At 61.5% G+C, this 15980-nt stretch carries 14 protein-coding genes; 7 read left to right on the forward strand and 7 right to left on the reverse strand.

Translation table 11 applies throughout. The features are described from left to right. Positions 1–21 precede the first annotated feature (21 nt). Positions 22–657: a DUF7344 domain-containing protein gene (locus tag EOW68_RS12375; RefSeq protein ID WP_128225479.1), complete on the reverse strand. Its 636-nt coding sequence runs from the start codon at positions 655–657 to the stop codon at positions 22–24. Between the two features lie 30 nt (positions 658–687). Next, positions 688–3360 (reverse strand): PAS domain S-box protein, encoded by a 2673-nt coding sequence (locus EOW68_RS12380; RefSeq protein ID WP_128225480.1) that lies wholly within the window; start codon positions 3358–3360, stop codon positions 688–690. Between the two features lie 98 nt (positions 3361–3458). Between EOW68_RS12380 and EOW68_RS12385 the strand changes: the two genes are divergently transcribed. Then, complete coding sequence (locus EOW68_RS12385; protein ID WP_128225481.1) at positions 3459–5576, forward strand: thioredoxin domain-containing protein; 2118 nt, start codon at positions 3459–3461, stop codon at positions 5574–5576. On the opposite strand, the gene EOW68_RS12390 is transcribed toward EOW68_RS12385, so the two are convergent. Continuing rightward, complete coding sequence (locus EOW68_RS12390; RefSeq protein ID WP_128225482.1) at positions 5573–5950, reverse strand: TlpA family protein disulfide reductase; 378 nt, start codon at positions 5948–5950, stop codon at positions 5573–5575. The two genes, EOW68_RS12385 and EOW68_RS12390, sit on opposite strands and share 4 nt — an antisense overlap. A 392-nt stretch (positions 5951–6342) precedes the next feature. Here EOW68_RS12390 and EOW68_RS12395 point away from each other — a divergent pair, with 392 nt between their 5' ends. The 5 genes from EOW68_RS12395 (at position 6343) to EOW68_RS12410 (ending at position 10344) form a co-directional block, all read left to right on the forward strand. Then, on the forward strand, positions 6343–7446 hold the full coding sequence (locus EOW68_RS12395) for an IS630 family transposase (RefSeq protein WP_128225483.1): 1104 nt from the start codon (positions 6343–6345) through the stop codon (positions 7444–7446). A 158-nt stretch (positions 7447–7604) separates the two neighbouring features. Beyond that, complete coding sequence (locus EOW68_RS12400) at positions 7605–8516, forward strand: PLP-dependent cysteine synthase family protein (protein ID WP_128225484.1); 912 nt, start codon at positions 7605–7607, stop codon at positions 8514–8516. A 103-nt stretch (positions 8517–8619) separates the two neighbouring features. Beyond that, positions 8620–8796, forward strand: a complete 177-nt coding sequence (locus EOW68_RS18760) for a hypothetical protein (RefSeq protein WP_431358911.1) — start codon at positions 8620–8622, stop codon at positions 8794–8796. An 83-nt stretch (positions 8797–8879) separates the two neighbouring features. Next, entirely contained in the window at positions 8880–9536 is a 657-nt protein-coding gene (locus tag EOW68_RS12405; RefSeq protein WP_128225485.1) for a hypothetical protein, read from the forward strand. A 46-nt stretch (positions 9537–9582) separates the two neighbouring features. Then, complete coding sequence (locus tag EOW68_RS12410; RefSeq protein ID WP_128225486.1) at positions 9583–10344, forward strand: MBL fold metallo-hydrolase; 762 nt, start codon at positions 9583–9585, stop codon at positions 10342–10344. A gap of 57 nt (positions 10345–10401) precedes the next feature. Here EOW68_RS12410 and EOW68_RS12415 read toward each other — a convergent pair whose 3' ends face one another. From EOW68_RS12415 to EOW68_RS12425, 3 genes are all read right to left on the reverse strand, one after another. Continuing rightward, positions 10402–11172, reverse strand: coding sequence for a class I SAM-dependent methyltransferase (locus EOW68_RS12415; RefSeq protein WP_128225487.1), 771 nt, complete (start codon positions 11170–11172; stop codon positions 10402–10404). Positions 11173–11278: 106 nt separating this feature from the next. Continuing rightward, complete coding sequence (locus EOW68_RS12420; RefSeq protein ID WP_431358912.1) at positions 11279–12526, reverse strand: sensor histidine kinase; 1248 nt, start codon at positions 12524–12526, stop codon at positions 11279–11281. An 87-nt stretch (positions 12527–12613) separates the two neighbouring features. Next, positions 12614–13681, reverse strand: a complete 1068-nt coding sequence (locus tag EOW68_RS12425) for an mRNA surveillance protein pelota (RefSeq protein ID WP_128225488.1) — start codon at positions 13679–13681, stop codon at positions 12614–12616. An 83-nt stretch (positions 13682–13764) separates the two neighbouring features. On the opposite strand from EOW68_RS12425, the gene EOW68_RS12430 reads away from it, so the two are divergent. Continuing rightward, positions 13765–14343 carry a DNA-3-methyladenine glycosylase family protein gene (locus EOW68_RS12430; RefSeq protein ID WP_128225489.1) on the forward strand — a complete coding sequence of 193 codons (579 nt, stop codon included), beginning with the start codon at positions 13765–13767 and terminating at the stop codon, positions 14341–14343. A gap of 11 nt (positions 14344–14354) precedes the next feature. On the opposite strand, the gene cofH is transcribed toward EOW68_RS12430, so the two are convergent. Beyond that, positions 14355–15710: a 7,8-didemethyl-8-hydroxy-5-deazariboflavin synthase subunit CofH gene (gene cofH, locus EOW68_RS12435; RefSeq protein WP_128225490.1), complete on the reverse strand. Its 1356-nt coding sequence runs from the start codon at positions 15708–15710 to the stop codon at positions 14355–14357. Between the last annotated feature and the right edge of the window lie 270 nt (positions 15711–15980).

Genomic DNA, 15980 nt, shown 5'->3' on the forward strand with positions numbered 1-15980 from the left:
TCCTGTGTTTCCGGTCAGGAGTTACTGTCCGACAAGTCGTCTGTCGAAATCGATCTGCTCCGCCAGCGTCATCAGCTGCCGGGTCCGGGTGAGCCACTTCTCGTCTGTGTCGTACTCGATCAGCCCCACATCTGCCAGCCTCGGCAGGTCTACATGATGCAACAGAACGTGGATCGTCGTCTCATCGTACTCTCTCCACATCGTGTGGCTCGATTTTTCTAGCTCTGCCGTGAGCTCGTCGACGGTGAGCTGGTGGTGCTTTTCGACGATCGTCGACAGTAGCGCCCGCCGTCGCGGACACCGCAGGAGTGCCCCGATCGCCCGCCAGGACTGATCGTCGAGTTCTTCCAGTGCGGGAAGGGGACTCGTCCCGTGTCCGAAGGGAAGCGAGCCGACGGTCACACCCTTCGAGCTATCCCGCTCGATCCATCCGATCTCTTCCAGCTTCGGGAGACAGCGGTGGTACAGATCGATCTGGAGGCGGCGTTCGGTCGTCTCGTCTTCGGTTGCCGCGAGTCGTCTGGCAAGCTCATCGATCCCGACCGGCCCGGACGCATCCCGCAGAAGAGAGAGGATTTGGCGCTGGCGTGGGTCCGCAACTACCGACGACGGATGCGCACCGCCGTCCGAGGATAGCAGCTCTCTGTCGCTACTCATACTATCAAAACCTGTCTATAGGCCTATAATCTAGCTGCCCAAAATATGTGACTCGCCGGTTTCGGTAAATAGAGCATCCAGCAGTTTCTTTTCGGCCTTTCGGACGTGCTGGTGGAAGGTCGAGGCCCCGATACCGAGAGACGCCGCGACGTCTTCCCCGGATCTGTCGCGTGGCCATTCGAAAAAGCCCCCGTAGTAGCCGGCTTCGAGGGCTGCCCGCTGGCGGTCGGTCAGCTTCTCGGTGAGGAGACTCTGTAGCTGGCCCGGTCCCTGTTCGTCGCGTGTCACCTGTTTGTGGCTGACCGATTCGGCGTCTGGATACCGCTTCTGGATATCGCTGACGACCTGCCGGATATCCGTTCCAGGTGGGAGATGGATGGCTGTGGTGAACTCCCCGTCTTCGATCCGGCCGGATTCGAAATACCCCCCGTAATCCGCGATTGTCGAGCTGACCGGCGGATTCGAGAGATGCTGTTCGAACCGTACGCAGTCGTCGCCTTCGTCGATCGTCCGGACAGCTTTCACATCCGAGTGCTGCTCGGCTGCCGCCCGGATCTCCGCCATGGTCGATCTATTCGTCGTCCCGTAGACGAGATACTCGTCGTCACCCAGTGGCACCGTCCGTTCGATCGTGACGGGCCCCTCGGCGATGGCTGGCTGGTCCGGTGACTCCAGTAGCTGTGGAATCCGGATCTCGAGTTCGGTCACCTCGTTGCTCATCAGTGCCCGTTTGCGGTTGACAGCGGCGATCGCGTGGCCGACGACCTCACCGAGCTGGCCGACGACCTCGCGTTCCTCCTCGGCGAAGGCGTCGGATCGCTTCGAGTAGATCGCGAGTACGCCGTAGAGGATCTCCTGGTGGACGATCGGGATCGCTGCAGCCGAGCGGAACAGATACTCGCGGTCTGCCCCCTCCGTGCCGTCGAGCAGGTGCTGTCTGACGTGGACCTCCTGGCTCCGGACTGCGTTCCCGATCGGTCCCTGCCCGGTCGGATCAGCTGGATCGGCCGACAGCGGGATCTCGTCGAGAGAGGCGTCGATACCCGCTCTCGTCCGCGGTTTCAACTGCATATCCAGACCGACCGAACTGATCCAGGCGAACCGGTACGAATCCGACGCCGCGAGCTGGTCACACACCACTCCTTCGATCTCACTGCGGGTCGACTGATCGATGACCGCGTCTGTGATCCCGCGAACGACGTCGTTCAGTTCGTTGAGTGCAGCGAGTTGCTCGCGCTGGCGTTCCAGTTCTCGTTCGCGCTGTCGCCGATCGGAGATATCGTTGGCCATCAACACGGCACCGTCGAACTCGCCGTTGCGGTACAGCGGGACGCCACGCCCGGAAAAGTAGGCTTCCTTGCCGTAGATCGATTCGAAGGGGAACTCGAACTCGACCGTCTCACCGTCTTTGAGGCGGGTGAACATCTCCGATTTCCCCGTCTCCTGGATCGATGGGAGCTCCCGGATGTCGACACCGATCGCAGCCGAGCGTTCCATCTCTTCGGGGAGGCCGATGATCTCCTGAGCCCGTGGGTTTTCGTAGGTGATCTGGAGCCGTTCGTCGAGTCTGAACATGCCGAAGGGGGCGTTCTCGACCAGTTCCTCGTTGAACCGTCGGGACGCACGGAGTTCCAGTTCCCGGTCCTTGCGCTCGGTGATATCGGTCGCGACGGCACAGACCGCGTATGGCTCGCTGTCGTCGTCGAAAATCGGTGTTTTCCGTGTCAGTACCGTCTTGCTCCCGTCCGGCGTTGGAATCTCCTCTTCGATTTCGATCGTCTCATTTCTCTCGAAGACACGCTGATCGTCAGCGCGCTTCTTCGTGGCTATCTCCGCCGGAAAGAGATCCTGATCGGTCAACCCAGCTACCGGCTCGTCTGTTTCGATACCGACCATTTCACGCCAGTTCTGATTCATGAGCAGGTACTGCCCGTCGGTGTCTTTCAGGAAAATCGCTGCCTCGACGGTATCGAGTATCCCCTGGAGCTGCTGGGCTGTCTCCTGTACTTCCTGTTCCTGTTCTTTGCGCTCGGAGATGTCCCGGACCACGCCGAGAATGCAGTCATCACCGTCGATAGTTGCCTGTCTGAGGTGGACCTCGACCGGGATCTGCTCCCCCTCTTTGGTCTCGTCGAGCCACTCGAAGGTCTGTGGACCCTCGGAGGCTGCCTGCTCGATGTACTGTTTGCCCTGTTCCAGCGTGTACGGTGGGACATCTGTGTGAATTGCTTCAAAATTCAGTGCGAGTAGCTCCTCACGGCTGTATCCGAGCATCTCACAGAACGTATCGTTGGCATCGATGATCGTCCCATCTGCTGAGTCGTGGAGGAGGACCCCGTCGGGCATCGCTTCGAATATTTTGTGATAGCTTGCATCCGACTGCCCGACTGATCTGTCGTCTGTCCGTGCTGTCCCGCCTCGATCCACGCTCTGTGTTTCCGGTCTATCTCCCGCGGTAGCTGCCTCCGGCGGTCGCCACCAGACACGGGCGTTCGAGCCTGCTTCTTTGGTTTCGAGTTCGCCACGGTCGACGAGCTTCCGGAGGCGTTTGTACACCGTCCGGCGTTTCACGTCGAGTGTATCGGTCACCTCCGGCGTGGTGAGCGGTTCGTACCGTCCGTGCTGGTCGAAGACCGCGAGGGTTTCGGCGTAGATATCTTCTGACCGACCAGACCCCATATCCGCTGTCTCAGATCCGATCATAATAGTTCCATCGATGGAACTGATTTGTTCGGCCGGAGCAGTACTGGTCGTCTGTGCGATCAGACGGCTTTACCTGCGGCGAGATACAACCACGTGATATGAGTTCCCCAGCGGATCGCAACCGCCTCGACGAGGAGGAGAGCCCCTATCTGCAGGATCACGCCGACAACCCGGTCAACTGGCAGCCCTGGGACGAACAGGCGCTCGAAGCCGCCAGAGAACGGGACGTACCGATCTTTCTCTCGGTCGGCTACGCCGCCTGTCACTGGTGTCACGTCATGGCATCGGAGAGCTTCGAGGACGAGGCCGTCGCCGAGATGCTCAACGAGAACTTCGTCCCGATCAAGGTCGACCGCGAGGAACGCCCCGACGTCGACAGCATCTACCAGACGGTCTGTCAGCGCGTCAGCGGCCGCGGTGGCTGGCCACTCTCGGTCTGGCTCACCCCCGACCAGAAACCGTTCCAGGTCGGGACCTACTTCCCGAAAGAGGAGAAACGCGGCATGCCCGGCTTTCTGGATCTCCTCGAACAGATCAGCGGTGCCTGGTCGGACCCCGACCAGCGCGAACAGATCGACGAGCGCGCCCAGAAGTGGACCGAGATGGCCACGAGCGAACTCGAATCGGTGCCCGAGGAGCCCCAGGCGCCCGAGGACAATCTTCTCGACTCTGCTGCCCAGGCGGCCGTCCGTGGTGCTGATCGCGAACACGGCGGCTGGGGGTCGGGGCCGAAGTTCCCCCACACCGGCCGGATCCACCTCCTCCTGCGGGCCTACGAGCGTTCCGACCGCGAGGTCTACCGCGACGTCGCCACGGAAACGCTGGACGCGATGGCAAATGGCGGGATGTACGACCACGTCGGCGGCGGCTTCCACCGCTACGCGACCGACCGGACGTGGACAGTCCCGCACTTCGAGAAGATGCTGTACGACAACGCCGAACTGCCGCGGGCGTATCTCGCCGGCTACCAGGTCACCGACGAGGAACGGTACGCCACGGCGGCCCGGGAGACCCTCGAATTTATCGAACACGAGATGACCCACGCGGAGGGTGGTTTCTTCAGCACGCTCGACGCCCAGAGTGAGGACGACTCCGGCGAGCGTGAGGAGGGGGCGTTCTATCTCTGGACGCCGGATGCAGTCCACGATGCTGTCGACGACGAGGACGACGCGGAGATCTTCTGTGAACGGTTCGGTGTCACCAGCCGGGGTAACTTCGAGGGGAAAACCGTTCTCACGCGTGCGAGGGGAATCGAGGAGATCGCGGCGGAACGCGATGTGGCGGCCGAGGAGGTCGAGGACACACTCGATCGGGCACTGGCACAGGTTCGCGAGGCACGCGAAAAGCGCCCGCGACCACCCCGCGACGAGAAGATCCTCGCGAGCTGGAACGGGCTGACCATCTCGACGTTCGCCGAGGCTGCGATCGTTCTCGACGAGGAGTATGCCGAGCCCGCAGTGGATGCACTCGAATTCATCGAGGACGAACTCTGGGACGACGACGAGCAGTCGCTCACCCGCCGGTACAAGGACGGTGTCACCAAAATCGACGGCTATCTCGAAGACTACGCCTTCCTCGGTCGGGGCGCACTCGACTGTTTCCAGGCGACCGGCGACGTCGAACACCTCGCCTTCGCGCTCGATATCGGTCGGGCGATCGAACGGGATTTCTGGGACAGCGAGAAGGAAACACTGTATTTCACCCCGAAAGACGGCGAAGCACTGATCGCCCGGCCACAGGAGTTGACCGACCAGTCCACGCCGTCGAGTCTGGGCGTCGCCGCGGAACTGCTGGACAAACTCGCCCATTTCACCGATACCGACGACTTCGCAGATATCGCCGAGGCAGTCATCGAGACCCACGGCGGTCGTATTCGCGCGAACCCGCTCCAGCACGCGTCGCTGACGCTCGCGGCCGACACCGTCACCGAGGGCGTTCTCGAACTGGCGCTGGTCGCCGACGATCCATCGCGTGAGTGGTACGGCGAACTCGCGGAGTGGTATCTCGATCCGCGCGTGATCGCCTGGCGGCCCGCCGACGAGGATCGACTCGACGAGTGGCTCGACGTGCTCGGACTCGACGAAGCGCCGGGGATCTGGGCCGACCGCGGGCAGAAAAACGAGAATCCGACGGTCTACGCCTGCCGGTCACGAACCTGTTCGCCGCCGCGAAACGAGATCCCGCGCGCGCTGCGGTGGGCGAAACGGATGCTCTAGTCGTCGAGTTCGTCGCGGAGCTTTTCGGCGAGATACAGCGCGATCGGCATCGACTCCTCTTCGACGAAGCGAGCGATCTCCTCGCCGTCGTCGTCTTCGACGATAACGGTCGGGATCTTCTCGATGCCGTACTCCTCGACGCCCGGCCCTTCCTTGTTCTCGTCGAGTGCGTACTCGTGGATCCGATCGTCTGGGATGTTCGCGGCATCCAGTGCGGCCCCGAAATCGGGCAACTGTGCCCGGCAATCCTTGCACCAGTCACCGCCCCAGATCCGGTAGACGACCTGATCGCTGTAGATGTCGAGTGTTTCGATGGTGTCCGTGTATGCGTCTGCGACCCACACAGGGTTCGGTTCGAGTGTTTCCAGTGACATTGCCTGCTATTTGGCGCGACCTGACTTATATGATCGGACGGATGGATTGGTGGGGACGGAAAGAACGGTATAGGTGGCAGTGAATGTGAGAGGACTGTTTTGAACAGCAAGAAAGCCCCACGAGACAACCCTGGTGCTGCGACCGTGTGAACAGCAAGAAAGCCCCGAGGCGCTGAACTCGGGGGCACCGATAGACTCGCTTCGCTCGTCTATCGAGGTCACGCTCACTATCGTTCGCGTGACACTCGTTGCGCTCCTCACTCCCTTCGGTCGTTTCGGTGCTTACTTCGTCCGCCTTCGTTCAGCGCCTCACCGGGAGAGCAAAGCTCTTGGGAGCTTACGGCGCGTAATGAGTGACGGAAGTTATGGGCATGGCCTGAGACTGTGAGGTAATGAGTGGAGATCGCCGGATCGAGATTGTCCGACATCTGGATGAAGGGGAGTTGGATCGTCTGCTGGATGAAGCAGACGATCCAAAGGTTACGAAGCGACTCACTTTTATCAAGCGTCTCTACAAAGGAGCAAACTTGGAAGACGCAGCCGATGATGTTGGCAAGTCTGCTTCGACAGGAAGTCGCTGGGCGCGTCGGTGGAACGAAGGCGGGCTAGGGCTGCTCACGCCGAACTTCGGGGCCGGCAGGCCCCCGAAGCTCGGCGAAGAGCAACAGGAACAACTCCTTGAAATGTTGCGTGAAGATCAGCCCTGGAAAGCCCAGGAAATCCTGCAGTTGTTAGATGAAGAGTTTGACGTTCAGTATCATCCTGATTATCTTCACCGGTTCCTTCGGAACCTCGGCTTGTCGTACGCGAAACCTCGTCCAGAACGCCCATCTCGGCCAGAAGATCCAGACGGGATCCTCGAAGAACGCGTCGACGACGCGTTCGACGAGGAGGCTGACACACCCCAGAACAAACGTGCTGATGACGAGAGTAAAGGCTGGATCGTTGATGACGATATTTGCACAGATGGCGGCACTGTCGTCGGCTTCTGTGATGCGTCTCACCCGCAACCATTCGACAACTCTCACCGACTGTGGTACGTTGACGATCCGACACTGCAGCGACCGCTGGTGACGGTTGACGAACCAGCGGTCGGCTGCTATACACTCAACGGTGAAAGCGTCCTCACGTTTCCTGAAGACCAATCGAAAGAAAACATCTGTGCACTGTTCGAACAGGTCCGCGAGCAGAATCCCGGCAAGCGGATTCTGCTCGTCTTGGATAATTTCTCGTCGCACGTGTGTGAATACACGCGCAAGCGAGCACATCAACTTGGCATCGACCTGGTGTTTCTTCCGGTTGGATCACCGCATCTCAATCCAATTGAGCAGGTCTGGAAAACGCTCAAACGCGCCGCCTCACCGATCATTGTAGCGAGCGAGAAGTCCTTTCGGACTCTCGCTCGCCGCCTCTTCGAGAAATTCACGAAGAGACTTGGATTCGCTAAATCCTGGATCGACAAATTCCTCAGCCCCTATTTGCAAAAATTATCTTGATCATTAAAGCGCCGTGAACGCCCCTTTCTTGCTGTTCGTACTTCCAGTCTAGAGCTGTATCCCTGCCCTAAAATACCATCACGAGTCAATCTCGGAGTTTGGGGCACAGGCTGCCGCTGCCGGCGCGGGTTTAAAACGCCATATCGTAGGGACTGGCAGTGCACGAGAATATTCTCGAAACGATCGGCTCGCCGCTGGTCGCCGTCGACAGTCCCGACGGGACGACGATCGCGGCGAAAGTCGAGTCGTTCAACCCCGGCGGATCGGCGAAGGATCGCCCGGCGTTGTCGATGGTCGAAGAGGCCGAAGCGGAGGGGGATCTCGAAGCCGGCAATACGATCGTCGAACCGACGAGTGGGAACACTGGGATCGGACTGGCGATGGTCGGGGCCGCGAAGGGATACGACGTGGTACTCGTGATGCCGGCCTCGCAGTCCAAAGAACGCCGCCAGATCATGCGCGCCTACGGAGCCGATCTCGAACTCGTCGAGGGGTCGATCACCGACGCCCGCGAGCGAGCGGACGAACTCACCGACCGGGAGGGGTACGTCCAGATGTACCAGTTCGAAAACCCCGCGAATCCGGAGGCACACTACCAGACGACCGGTCCGGAGATTATCGACCAGCTCGACGGCCGCGAGCCCGATGCGCTCGTCGCCGGTGTCGGAACCGGTGGGACGATATCGGGGATCGGCCGCCACCTCCGTGAGGAGTTCCCCGACATCGAGATTATCGCCGTCGAACCCGAGGAGAACGCCGTGCTCTCGGGCGACGAACCGGGCGAGGACGACTTCCAGGGGATGGGACCCGGCTTCATCAGCGAGAACCTCGACCAGAGCCTGCTCGACGGGATCGAGACCGTCGACATCGACACCGCCGAGCGGGAGTGTCGCCGGCTCGTACAGGAGGAGGGCATCTTCGTCGGCCAGTCCTCAGGGGGTTCGAACGTCGCGGCGAAGCGGGTCGCGCGGCGGCTCCGCGGGCAGGTCGAAGAGCCACTCGTCGTCACTGTCTACTGGGATTCCGGCGAGCGGTACATGACCACGGGGATGTTCGAAGAGTCGTCGTGAGAATTCCTGGATGATCGAGGAGTCGTCGTAGTGTTTTGCGCACGCGCAGTCTGATCTCACATCCGAAGTACGTTCATACACAGTGGGCACCTCTGGGGCTGTAATGAGTGAGAGTGCGGATCAGGGCTCGGGTCGGTATCGGATGCTCACGCTTCTCGCTGTGGCGGAGTTACTCGCGATGACACTCTGGTTTAGCGCCTCCGCGGTCGGGCCGGAACTCGCGACCGCCATCATCGCCGCGACTGTCCAGAGTTTCCTGCCGGCCGGCGGCCGAGGGTAGCCGTACGTTCGTCTCACCCCTGGGGTTCTCTCGGCGAGAGATAGAGAGAAGCAATTACCACGGTCCGCTCGAAAAGGTGCAACGTGAACAGGCGCGAGCAGGTCCAGTCGGAAGCTGGCCCGGTCCTACAGCGATGGCAATCCAGCAGAGAGCTGTCCACAATCAGACGGCGCCTCGGCGGCATCTTCGGTGCGGGCGTGGTCGTCATCGCAGCGGAGATACTGCTCGATCCCGGTGGCCTGACCGGCGGATTGATCTCGCTGTGGTTTCTGCTCTCCGTGCCGGTGGCTGCCATCGCGGCCTGTCTCCTCGTCTTGCTGAAAGATCCGGCGAACGCACCCGAGCTGTGGTGGGAAAACGGCACCCTCGCGACGGCCGGACTCGTCCTGCTGGCGGGCTTCTCGCGTGGCGCACGCAAAACGGAGCTGGGCCGCATTGCCTGGCAGCTGTTTTTCGGCACTGACGGCCCACCGGGCGCGGACTACGAGTTCGGAACGGAAAACACCGAGATCGATCTCTCCGCGGTCGCCCAGTTCCGGCGGTACGTCTACTACGCGATCGTCGGCTCTGTGGGGCTAATTCTCGCCGAACAGCTCCTTCGCGGGGACCGCTCTGCAGGGGGCGGATTCGAGGGCCTGCTCGGCTTCGATCTGGGGCCGGCGGGGTGGGCAGCGGTGTTTCTGGCTGCCCTCATTCTCGGGTTCGTCGTCGGTGGTCTCGCCGCAGCGATGGACCCCTGATGCTTCGGGATGGGAAGTTTTCACTCCGGCAGCCGATATTCGACGTATGCAGATCACGTTCCTCGGAACTGGATCGGCGATGCCGACCGGCGAGCGGTTCCAGACCGGTCTCTTGCTCGAATCGGACGACCAGAATCTGCTCGTCGACTGTGGCAGCGGCGCGTTACACGGGCTGGCCAGAACAAACGTGGGCTACGAGGGTGTCGACACACTGTTGCTCACCCACCACCACCTCGATCACGTCTCGGATATACTCCCACTGCTGCAGGCGCGATGGCTGGCCGGCGAGGAGTCACTCACGATCGTGGGTCCAGAGGGAACCGACGACCTCGTGAGCCGGTTGCTCGATATCCACGAACCCATGCAAGACCGCCTTGAGCTGACGATCCACGAACTCGACCCAGCGGATTGCCCCTTCGAGATTGCGGGGTTCGAGGTCAATGCGATGGAGACACGTCACTCCATGTACTGTCTGGCCTACCGCTTCGAGACCGGCGACGCCGAGCCACCCTTCGTCTTCAGCGCCGACAGCGAGGCCTTCGAGGAGTTGATCGAGTTCGCCGACGGCGCGGCAGTGCTGGCCCACGACTGCTCGTTTCCCGACGACGTCGACGTCTCGAACCATCCGACGCCGAGGAGTCTCGGGCAGGCACTCGCTGACGCCGATGCCGAGGTCGGTCGGGTCTACCTGACGCATCTCTATCCCCACACCGAGGGTCGACACGAGGAGATGCTCGACTCGATCGCCGATTCCTACGACGGCGACGTTCGGTTCGCGGAGGACGGACTGACGATCAGTCTCTCTTGATGGCGCCTGTTACGGAGAATCAAGGAGAAAGCCCCGCTGTTCACCGCGGGGAGGATGTCAATCTGCGACTGCCCAGAACCGGACGCTTCCCGGCACCTTCCACAACAGTTCGGGGAGATCACTATCGGCTGCATCGCTGTTTTCCGTCCTGTGATGCCGTGGTTCGAGCAGTCGCTGGACAGTAAATCCAGCGTCGACGAGAGCGTTGTGGAGGTCCGCAACCGTATGATCGAAGACGACCAGATTTGATTCGTAGTCGTCGTCGATCGTGATCTCTCGCCGACCGGTGTCGTAGTAGCTTCCTTCGAAGGTTTGCTCTTCTAGATCGAGTATCTCGTGTACCGGGTGTGGCACGCTGAGTACGAAGACGCCGCTGTCCCGCAGGACACGGCGCACTTCACGGAACGCTTCGTCGAGATGTTTGATCATCTGGTACACTGCCTCGGAGGAAGCCACGTCGAAGCTATCGCCGGGAAGTGGCAGGTTTGTGACATTTCCTTTGAGAAACTGTGCTTCGACGCCGTAGAAATCTCGCAACTGCCGTGCGTGCTGCAGTTGTTCGCCCGAGAGGTCGACGCCGACGACGGTTTCGGCTCCCAGATCAGCAGTCCCGACAGTTGCTTGGCCGCCGCCACACCCTAGTTCGACGTACTCCTTTCCCGCTACCGAGGCGAGGATTTCGGGCTGTGGCCCACCTGGAGCATCCGGGCCGAACGGCGAGGGGGCTGGCGGGGAGTCTCCGTCTACAGTGTTCGCGTTCCACAACGCCTGGAAATCATCACTCCACTCGTTCCAGAGTCGCTGGTTTTCACGTCCGTGTTCGGTCATTCCAGTGCTGTTTCTGTTATCAGATGGTACGCGTATCAATGTTTCAGGTTCGTGTCAATCTATCACACTCCTGAGACGAGTAACTGAACCGCCTCCGATGCCGCTATCAGGCCCGTTCGAGCGCGATCCTGAAATCCGCACCGCCGTACTCGCTGTCCCGGAGTGCGACACTCCCGCCGTAGGATTCGACGAGCGTCCGGGCGAGCCCGAGCCCGAAGCCCGTCCCCTCGCTGTCCGGTCCTTTCTGGCCCATCTCGAAGATTTCGTCCCGGACCTCGTCTGCGACACCTTTGCCGTTGTCAGCCATGCCGACGACGACCGTCTCGGCTGTGGGCTCTTCGGCGTAGAGGCGGACCGTTACCGGAAGTTCGTTGTGGACCGTAGCGTTCGAGAGAATGTTGGTAAAGACCGAATCGAGCAAGTCGCCGGCGTAGGCCTCGTACTCGAAGGCTTCGGGATCGTACTCGACTGTCAGCTCCTCGAATTTCGTCTCGACATCCTGGACGACGCCGGTGAGAATCGGTTCGAGTTCGCGGACCGAGGGCTCTCCTTCCTCTTTTTGAAGCATCTTGACCGTCCCACCGACGTTGTCGATCAACTCCGCGGCACTCCGTGCCGTCCGGTAGATCTTCTCGGCGTACTCCGCCGACTGGGAGTCGTCGTCGGCTATCGAGACGACCGCATCCGAAAAGCCGGTGATCACCTGCAGATCGTTACCCAGATCGTGGCGCAACAGCCGGTCGTACACCTCCACCATCTCCTTCCGTTTGGCCAGATCGTTCCGGGCGCGTTCGAGTCGCTCCCGCGAACGGATGTTGACGATCGCCGTCGCGACGTGTTCGGCCAGATAATCCGCCGGGCGGACGTGGTACTCCTCGATACGGTCGAGCGACCCCCAGTGTAACAGCAAGATCGCCCCCGAATCACCGACTTCGTCGGTGTAGACTGTCGGTGCGGCGATCGTCACCCCACCGCGGTCGGCCAGGTCGTACGCCGCCGAGTCGACAACCGAGACATCCTCGCTCTCGTAGCCGATCTCCGTCCCGTCGCCGGCGCAGATCGTGACTGTGTCGGTCTCGTAGGCCTCCCTGGCGAGCGGTCCCGGATCGTCACCGGCGGCCAGCTCCGTCGACATACTTTCGAGTACACGTAGGTTGTCGACACGCCGGATCTCGACGACCGTCGGTGACGGGTGGCCATTGATAAACCGTGGCGCAGCCTCCAGGGTCATGTTCGCGACCTCCTCGACGGATTCGAGATGGTAGATCTCCCGGCTGTATTTGACAATGTGGCCAGCAGTCTTCACTGTCCGCTCGCGAGTGTTCTCGCTCCCAGACTGTTCGTTAGACGACATTATCTCTCCTGCACTCGCTCACTGGTTAGAAGAGGCGGTCATGATAAAAAATCGTTTCGGGAGTTGTCATATATACTGAATCCGACACTATTCCAGCCGGTAACGAAGCAGGGCCGCGATGCCACCGATGTTCGCGAGCTGTCGGCCGGGGTCGAACTCGCTGGAGAAGACCGTGACCTCGCCGCCTTTCTGTTCGGTCGTCTCGATGACCGAGTTCACGTCGATCCCCCACTCGCCGTCACCACTTCGCTCCTCGCGGAGCTGTTCGTCGAGGACGAGTAACTCCTCGATCGCGCCGTAGTCGGCGGCCTGTGCGACCTGTTCGGGGCCGTAGGCGACTTTCGCACCCTCGGCGATCCGTTCCATCAGTTCGTCGATACGATCCGACTCCTCGGCGATGCGGGTCTCCTTCTGGACGTCCTCGACTGCGCCGCGTTTGAGTACCTCGTGGACGCCGCGGTCGCCGACACTCGACGTGTCGACGGTGGTGATCCGGTCGGTCAACTCCTGGTGGTTCTCCTGGATGTATTCGAGTGCGTCCTGTTTGGTGAACCCCGGACCAGCCAGGATGATCGCGTCGACGTCCTGTCTGGCGAGAATCTCGGCGAGTTCGGCGAACAACTCGGAGCGCGGGCGGGCGTACTCGCCTTTGCCCGTCGGTGCGGTGATCGTCGCCCGCTCTTCGGTGCCGTACTGGGCGACGGTGTGGACGTAGGCCTGTCCTTCCTCGACGGTGGCGATGGCGACATCCGGGTTGTCGGTCGCCTCGACGGCTTCTTCGATCCGGTCGCGCTGGTCGGGTTTCCAGCGTTTGGTCACGTCGAGTTCGGTGTGTTCCTCGACGTTCAGCGTGTGGTGGTGGCCCAGCTGGTCCTCCCGCGAGCAGTCGACGATGGTGCCGCCGATCCGCAGGCGGTTCGCAAAGCGGGCGAACTCCACGTCCTCGACGTCGATGGCCACCCAGATGTGTTCCCGTTCCCCGCCGGTGTCGCGTAACTGTTCGTCGTTGCGCTGGATCCGCCGGGTCGTATCGCCGGAGACGGTGTCGCCCGGCTCGATCGCGTGGGAGAGATGCCAGAGATCGTCGAGACTTTCGGGGACGAGCGTCAGCCGCTCGCGGCCCCCCTCGACGACTTCGCTGTCGGCAATGCGCATGCCCAATCTCCGCGTTGGGGGAGTAAGTGGCTGCTGATCTGTCGACAGTGAGAGTCAAGCAGCTTCCGGCCTTGGATCCGGTAATGAGTCAACAGGTAGCCCAGACACTCGGCACTGATCCGGCACTCGCGCCGTACGTCGAGGAGTTCGGTCCGCTCGATCTCGACCCCGTCGAAGATACCTTCGAGCGACTGGTCGTCTCGCTGCTCCGCCAGCAGGTCTCGATCGATGCGGCCGCGGCGATCCAGCAGCGACTGTTCGACGCGTTCGAGATCACCCCGGAGGCGATGCTGGCCGCCGACGAGACAGCACTTCGAGATGTCGGCCTCTCGGAAGCCAAGACGGAGTACGTCAAACACGTCGCTCGTGCCTACCAGGACCACGGCTACGACCGGGCGTACTTCGTGGCGATGGACGACGAGGCAGTCGTCTCGGAACTGACCGAGATCCGCGGTGTCGGCCCCTGGACCGCGAAGATGTTTCTTCTGTTCGCGCTGGGACGCCCCGACGTGTTTCCGGTGGAGGATCTCGGCGTTCGCCGAGGGATGGAGATCGTCTGTGACCGGGAGATGACCCGCGGGGAGATGCGCGACCGGGCGAGCGAGTGGGCACCCTACCGGTCGTACGCGTCGCTGTATCTCTGGCGAGCCTACGAGGGATAAAAAAGAGTCGATCAGCGCTCGACGAGCGGCGTCCCATCAGCCCGCGGCCCGAGTTCGGGACCAAAGGGTGGGTCGGACGGGTCGACGCGGCGGCGTTGCCTGTAATCAGTCGAGCGCTCGACGGGCACCCGTCCGATGGCGCTTATCATCTCGACGTACTCCGCGAAGGAGCGCTGCTCGCCGAAGGAGCCACCGGCTCGTTTGGTAATCTCTTCGGAGAGGATTGTCCCCATGAAATCGTCCGCGCCACAGGAGAGCATCTTCAGTCCCTGCTCGTCGCCGTATTTCACCCACGAGGACTGGACGTGATCGATGTTGTCGAGATAGAGCCGCGAGAGGGCGATCATCAGCTCGTCCTCGTCGGTCGTCGCGCCGCCGTCGATCATCCCGCGCTCGTACAGTGGCGTGTTCGCGTGGACGAACGAAAGCGGGACGAACTCGGTGATCGCGCCGGCCCGGTCCTGCAACTGGCGGATCTTGTCGAGGTGTTCGATGCGGTGGGCCTCGTTTTCGACGTGGCCGTACATGATCGTCGCCGTCGTATCGAGCCCAACGCTGGCGGCGGCCTCCATCGCTTCGAGCCACTCCCCACTCGATATTTTGGCCGGACAGATAACCTCACGAACTTCGTCGACGAGAATCTCCGCGGCAGTGCCGGGAACGCTGTCCAGTCCGGCATCCTGCAGGCGGCTGTACACCTCCTCGTATCCCCACGGCGCGCCACGCTGTGCGTGGTAGGCCTCCTCGGGTGTCATCGAGTGGACGTGGACGCCGCCGACGCTCATCGCCTCGATCTGCTCGCGGTAGCTGCCGGGATCGATCTCGTACTTCTCCGGTGATTTGTAGTTGAGATCCCTACTCTCGTCGGCTTCGAGCAGTTCCCGGTGTTCGTCGTCGAGTGCGAGCGCCGGGTGCAGGCCGCTGACGGAGGTCACCTCGTAGATTCCGGTGTCGAGTGCCTGCTCGACGATCTCGCGGGACTCTTCCGGTGTCTTCGTGAAGCCGCCGTGCTCTTCGTCGTTTGCTTCGAGGAACTGTTCGGAGCGGTCCTTGAAATTACAGAACAGACAGCCGGTGTTGCAGGCCGTCGTGACGTTGTTGTTGAGATTCGCGACGAAGGTCACCTCTTCACCGACCATCTCGGCCCGTCGCCGGTCGGCCGCCTCGAGCACCCGTTCTTTCCGTTCGACATCGATTCCCGGGCGGTCGGTACCGGTCGTGAGGAGTTCGATGCCGTCGTCGATCGTGAGACGCGTCCCCTGTCGTGCCTTTTCGAGGGCATTCTCGAAGGATTGGTCGGTCGTCGGCTGGTGGTCGAACTCGAAACTGCGTGGCACGTTCGTCCGACCCTGGGAAGCGTCTGCCATTATCTCTTTTCGCACCCTGTAGCGATAAAAGACGATTGATCCGGGTAGTGTTTGCCGCCCTCGCTGACACTGAGTTGTGGGTGGAGTCGGATGGATTGTGACAGGCACTGCGAACAGCAAGAAAGCCCCGAGGCGCTGAACTCGGGGGACCCATCTGCGCTCCAGTCGGTGCTTGATGGGTCCGCCTTCGTCCAGCGCCTCGCCCCTTTCAGTCCCACCCGCGTAGCTTGGTCAGCCAGCCGATACGGGTGGGACTGAAAGGGGCCGTCC

The organism is Halovenus amylolytica (assembly GCA_004015825.1).
Taxonomy (GTDB): Archaea; Halobacteriota; Halobacteria; order Halobacteriales; family Haloarculaceae; genus Halovenus; species Halovenus amylolytica.

Excerpts from the sequence above, each read along its gene's own strand:
- EOW68_RS12375 (WP_128225479.1), bottom strand. The coding sequence starts at position 657 with ATGAGTAGCGACAGAGAGCTGCTATCCTCGGACGGCGGTGCGCATCCG.
- EOW68_RS12380 (WP_128225480.1), bottom strand. The coding sequence starts at position 3,360 with ATGATCGGATCTGAGACAGCGGATATGGGGTCTGGTCGGTCAGAAGAT.
- EOW68_RS12385 (WP_128225481.1), top strand. The coding sequence starts at position 3,459 with ATGAGTTCCCCAGCGGATCGCAACCGCCTCGACGAGGAGGAGAGCCCC.
- EOW68_RS12390 (WP_128225482.1), bottom strand. The coding sequence starts at position 5,950 with ATGTCACTGGAAACACTCGAACCGAACCCTGTGTGGGTCGCAGACGCA.
- EOW68_RS12395 (WP_128225483.1), top strand. The coding sequence starts at position 6,343 with ATGAGTGGAGATCGCCGGATCGAGATTGTCCGACATCTGGATGAAGGG.
- EOW68_RS18760 (WP_431358911.1), top strand. The coding sequence starts at position 8,620 with ATGAGTGAGAGTGCGGATCAGGGCTCGGGTCGGTATCGGATGCTCACG.
- EOW68_RS12410 (WP_128225486.1), top strand. The coding sequence starts at position 9,583 with ATGCAGATCACGTTCCTCGGAACTGGATCGGCGATGCCGACCGGCGAG.
- EOW68_RS12415 (WP_128225487.1), bottom strand. The coding sequence starts at position 11,172 with ATGACCGAACACGGACGTGAAAACCAGCGACTCTGGAACGAGTGGAGT.
- EOW68_RS12420 (WP_431358912.1), bottom strand. The coding sequence starts at position 12,526 with ATGTCGTCTAACGAACAGTCTGGGAGCGAGAACACTCGCGAGCGGACA.
- EOW68_RS12425 (WP_128225488.1), bottom strand. The coding sequence starts at position 13,681 with ATGCGCATTGCCGACAGCGAAGTCGTCGAGGGGGGCCGCGAGCGGCTG.
- EOW68_RS12430 (WP_128225489.1), top strand. The coding sequence starts at position 13,765 with ATGAGTCAACAGGTAGCCCAGACACTCGGCACTGATCCGGCACTCGCG.
- cofH (WP_128225490.1), bottom strand. The coding sequence starts at position 15,710 with ATGGCAGACGCTTCCCAGGGTCGGACGAACGTGCCACGCAGTTTCGAG.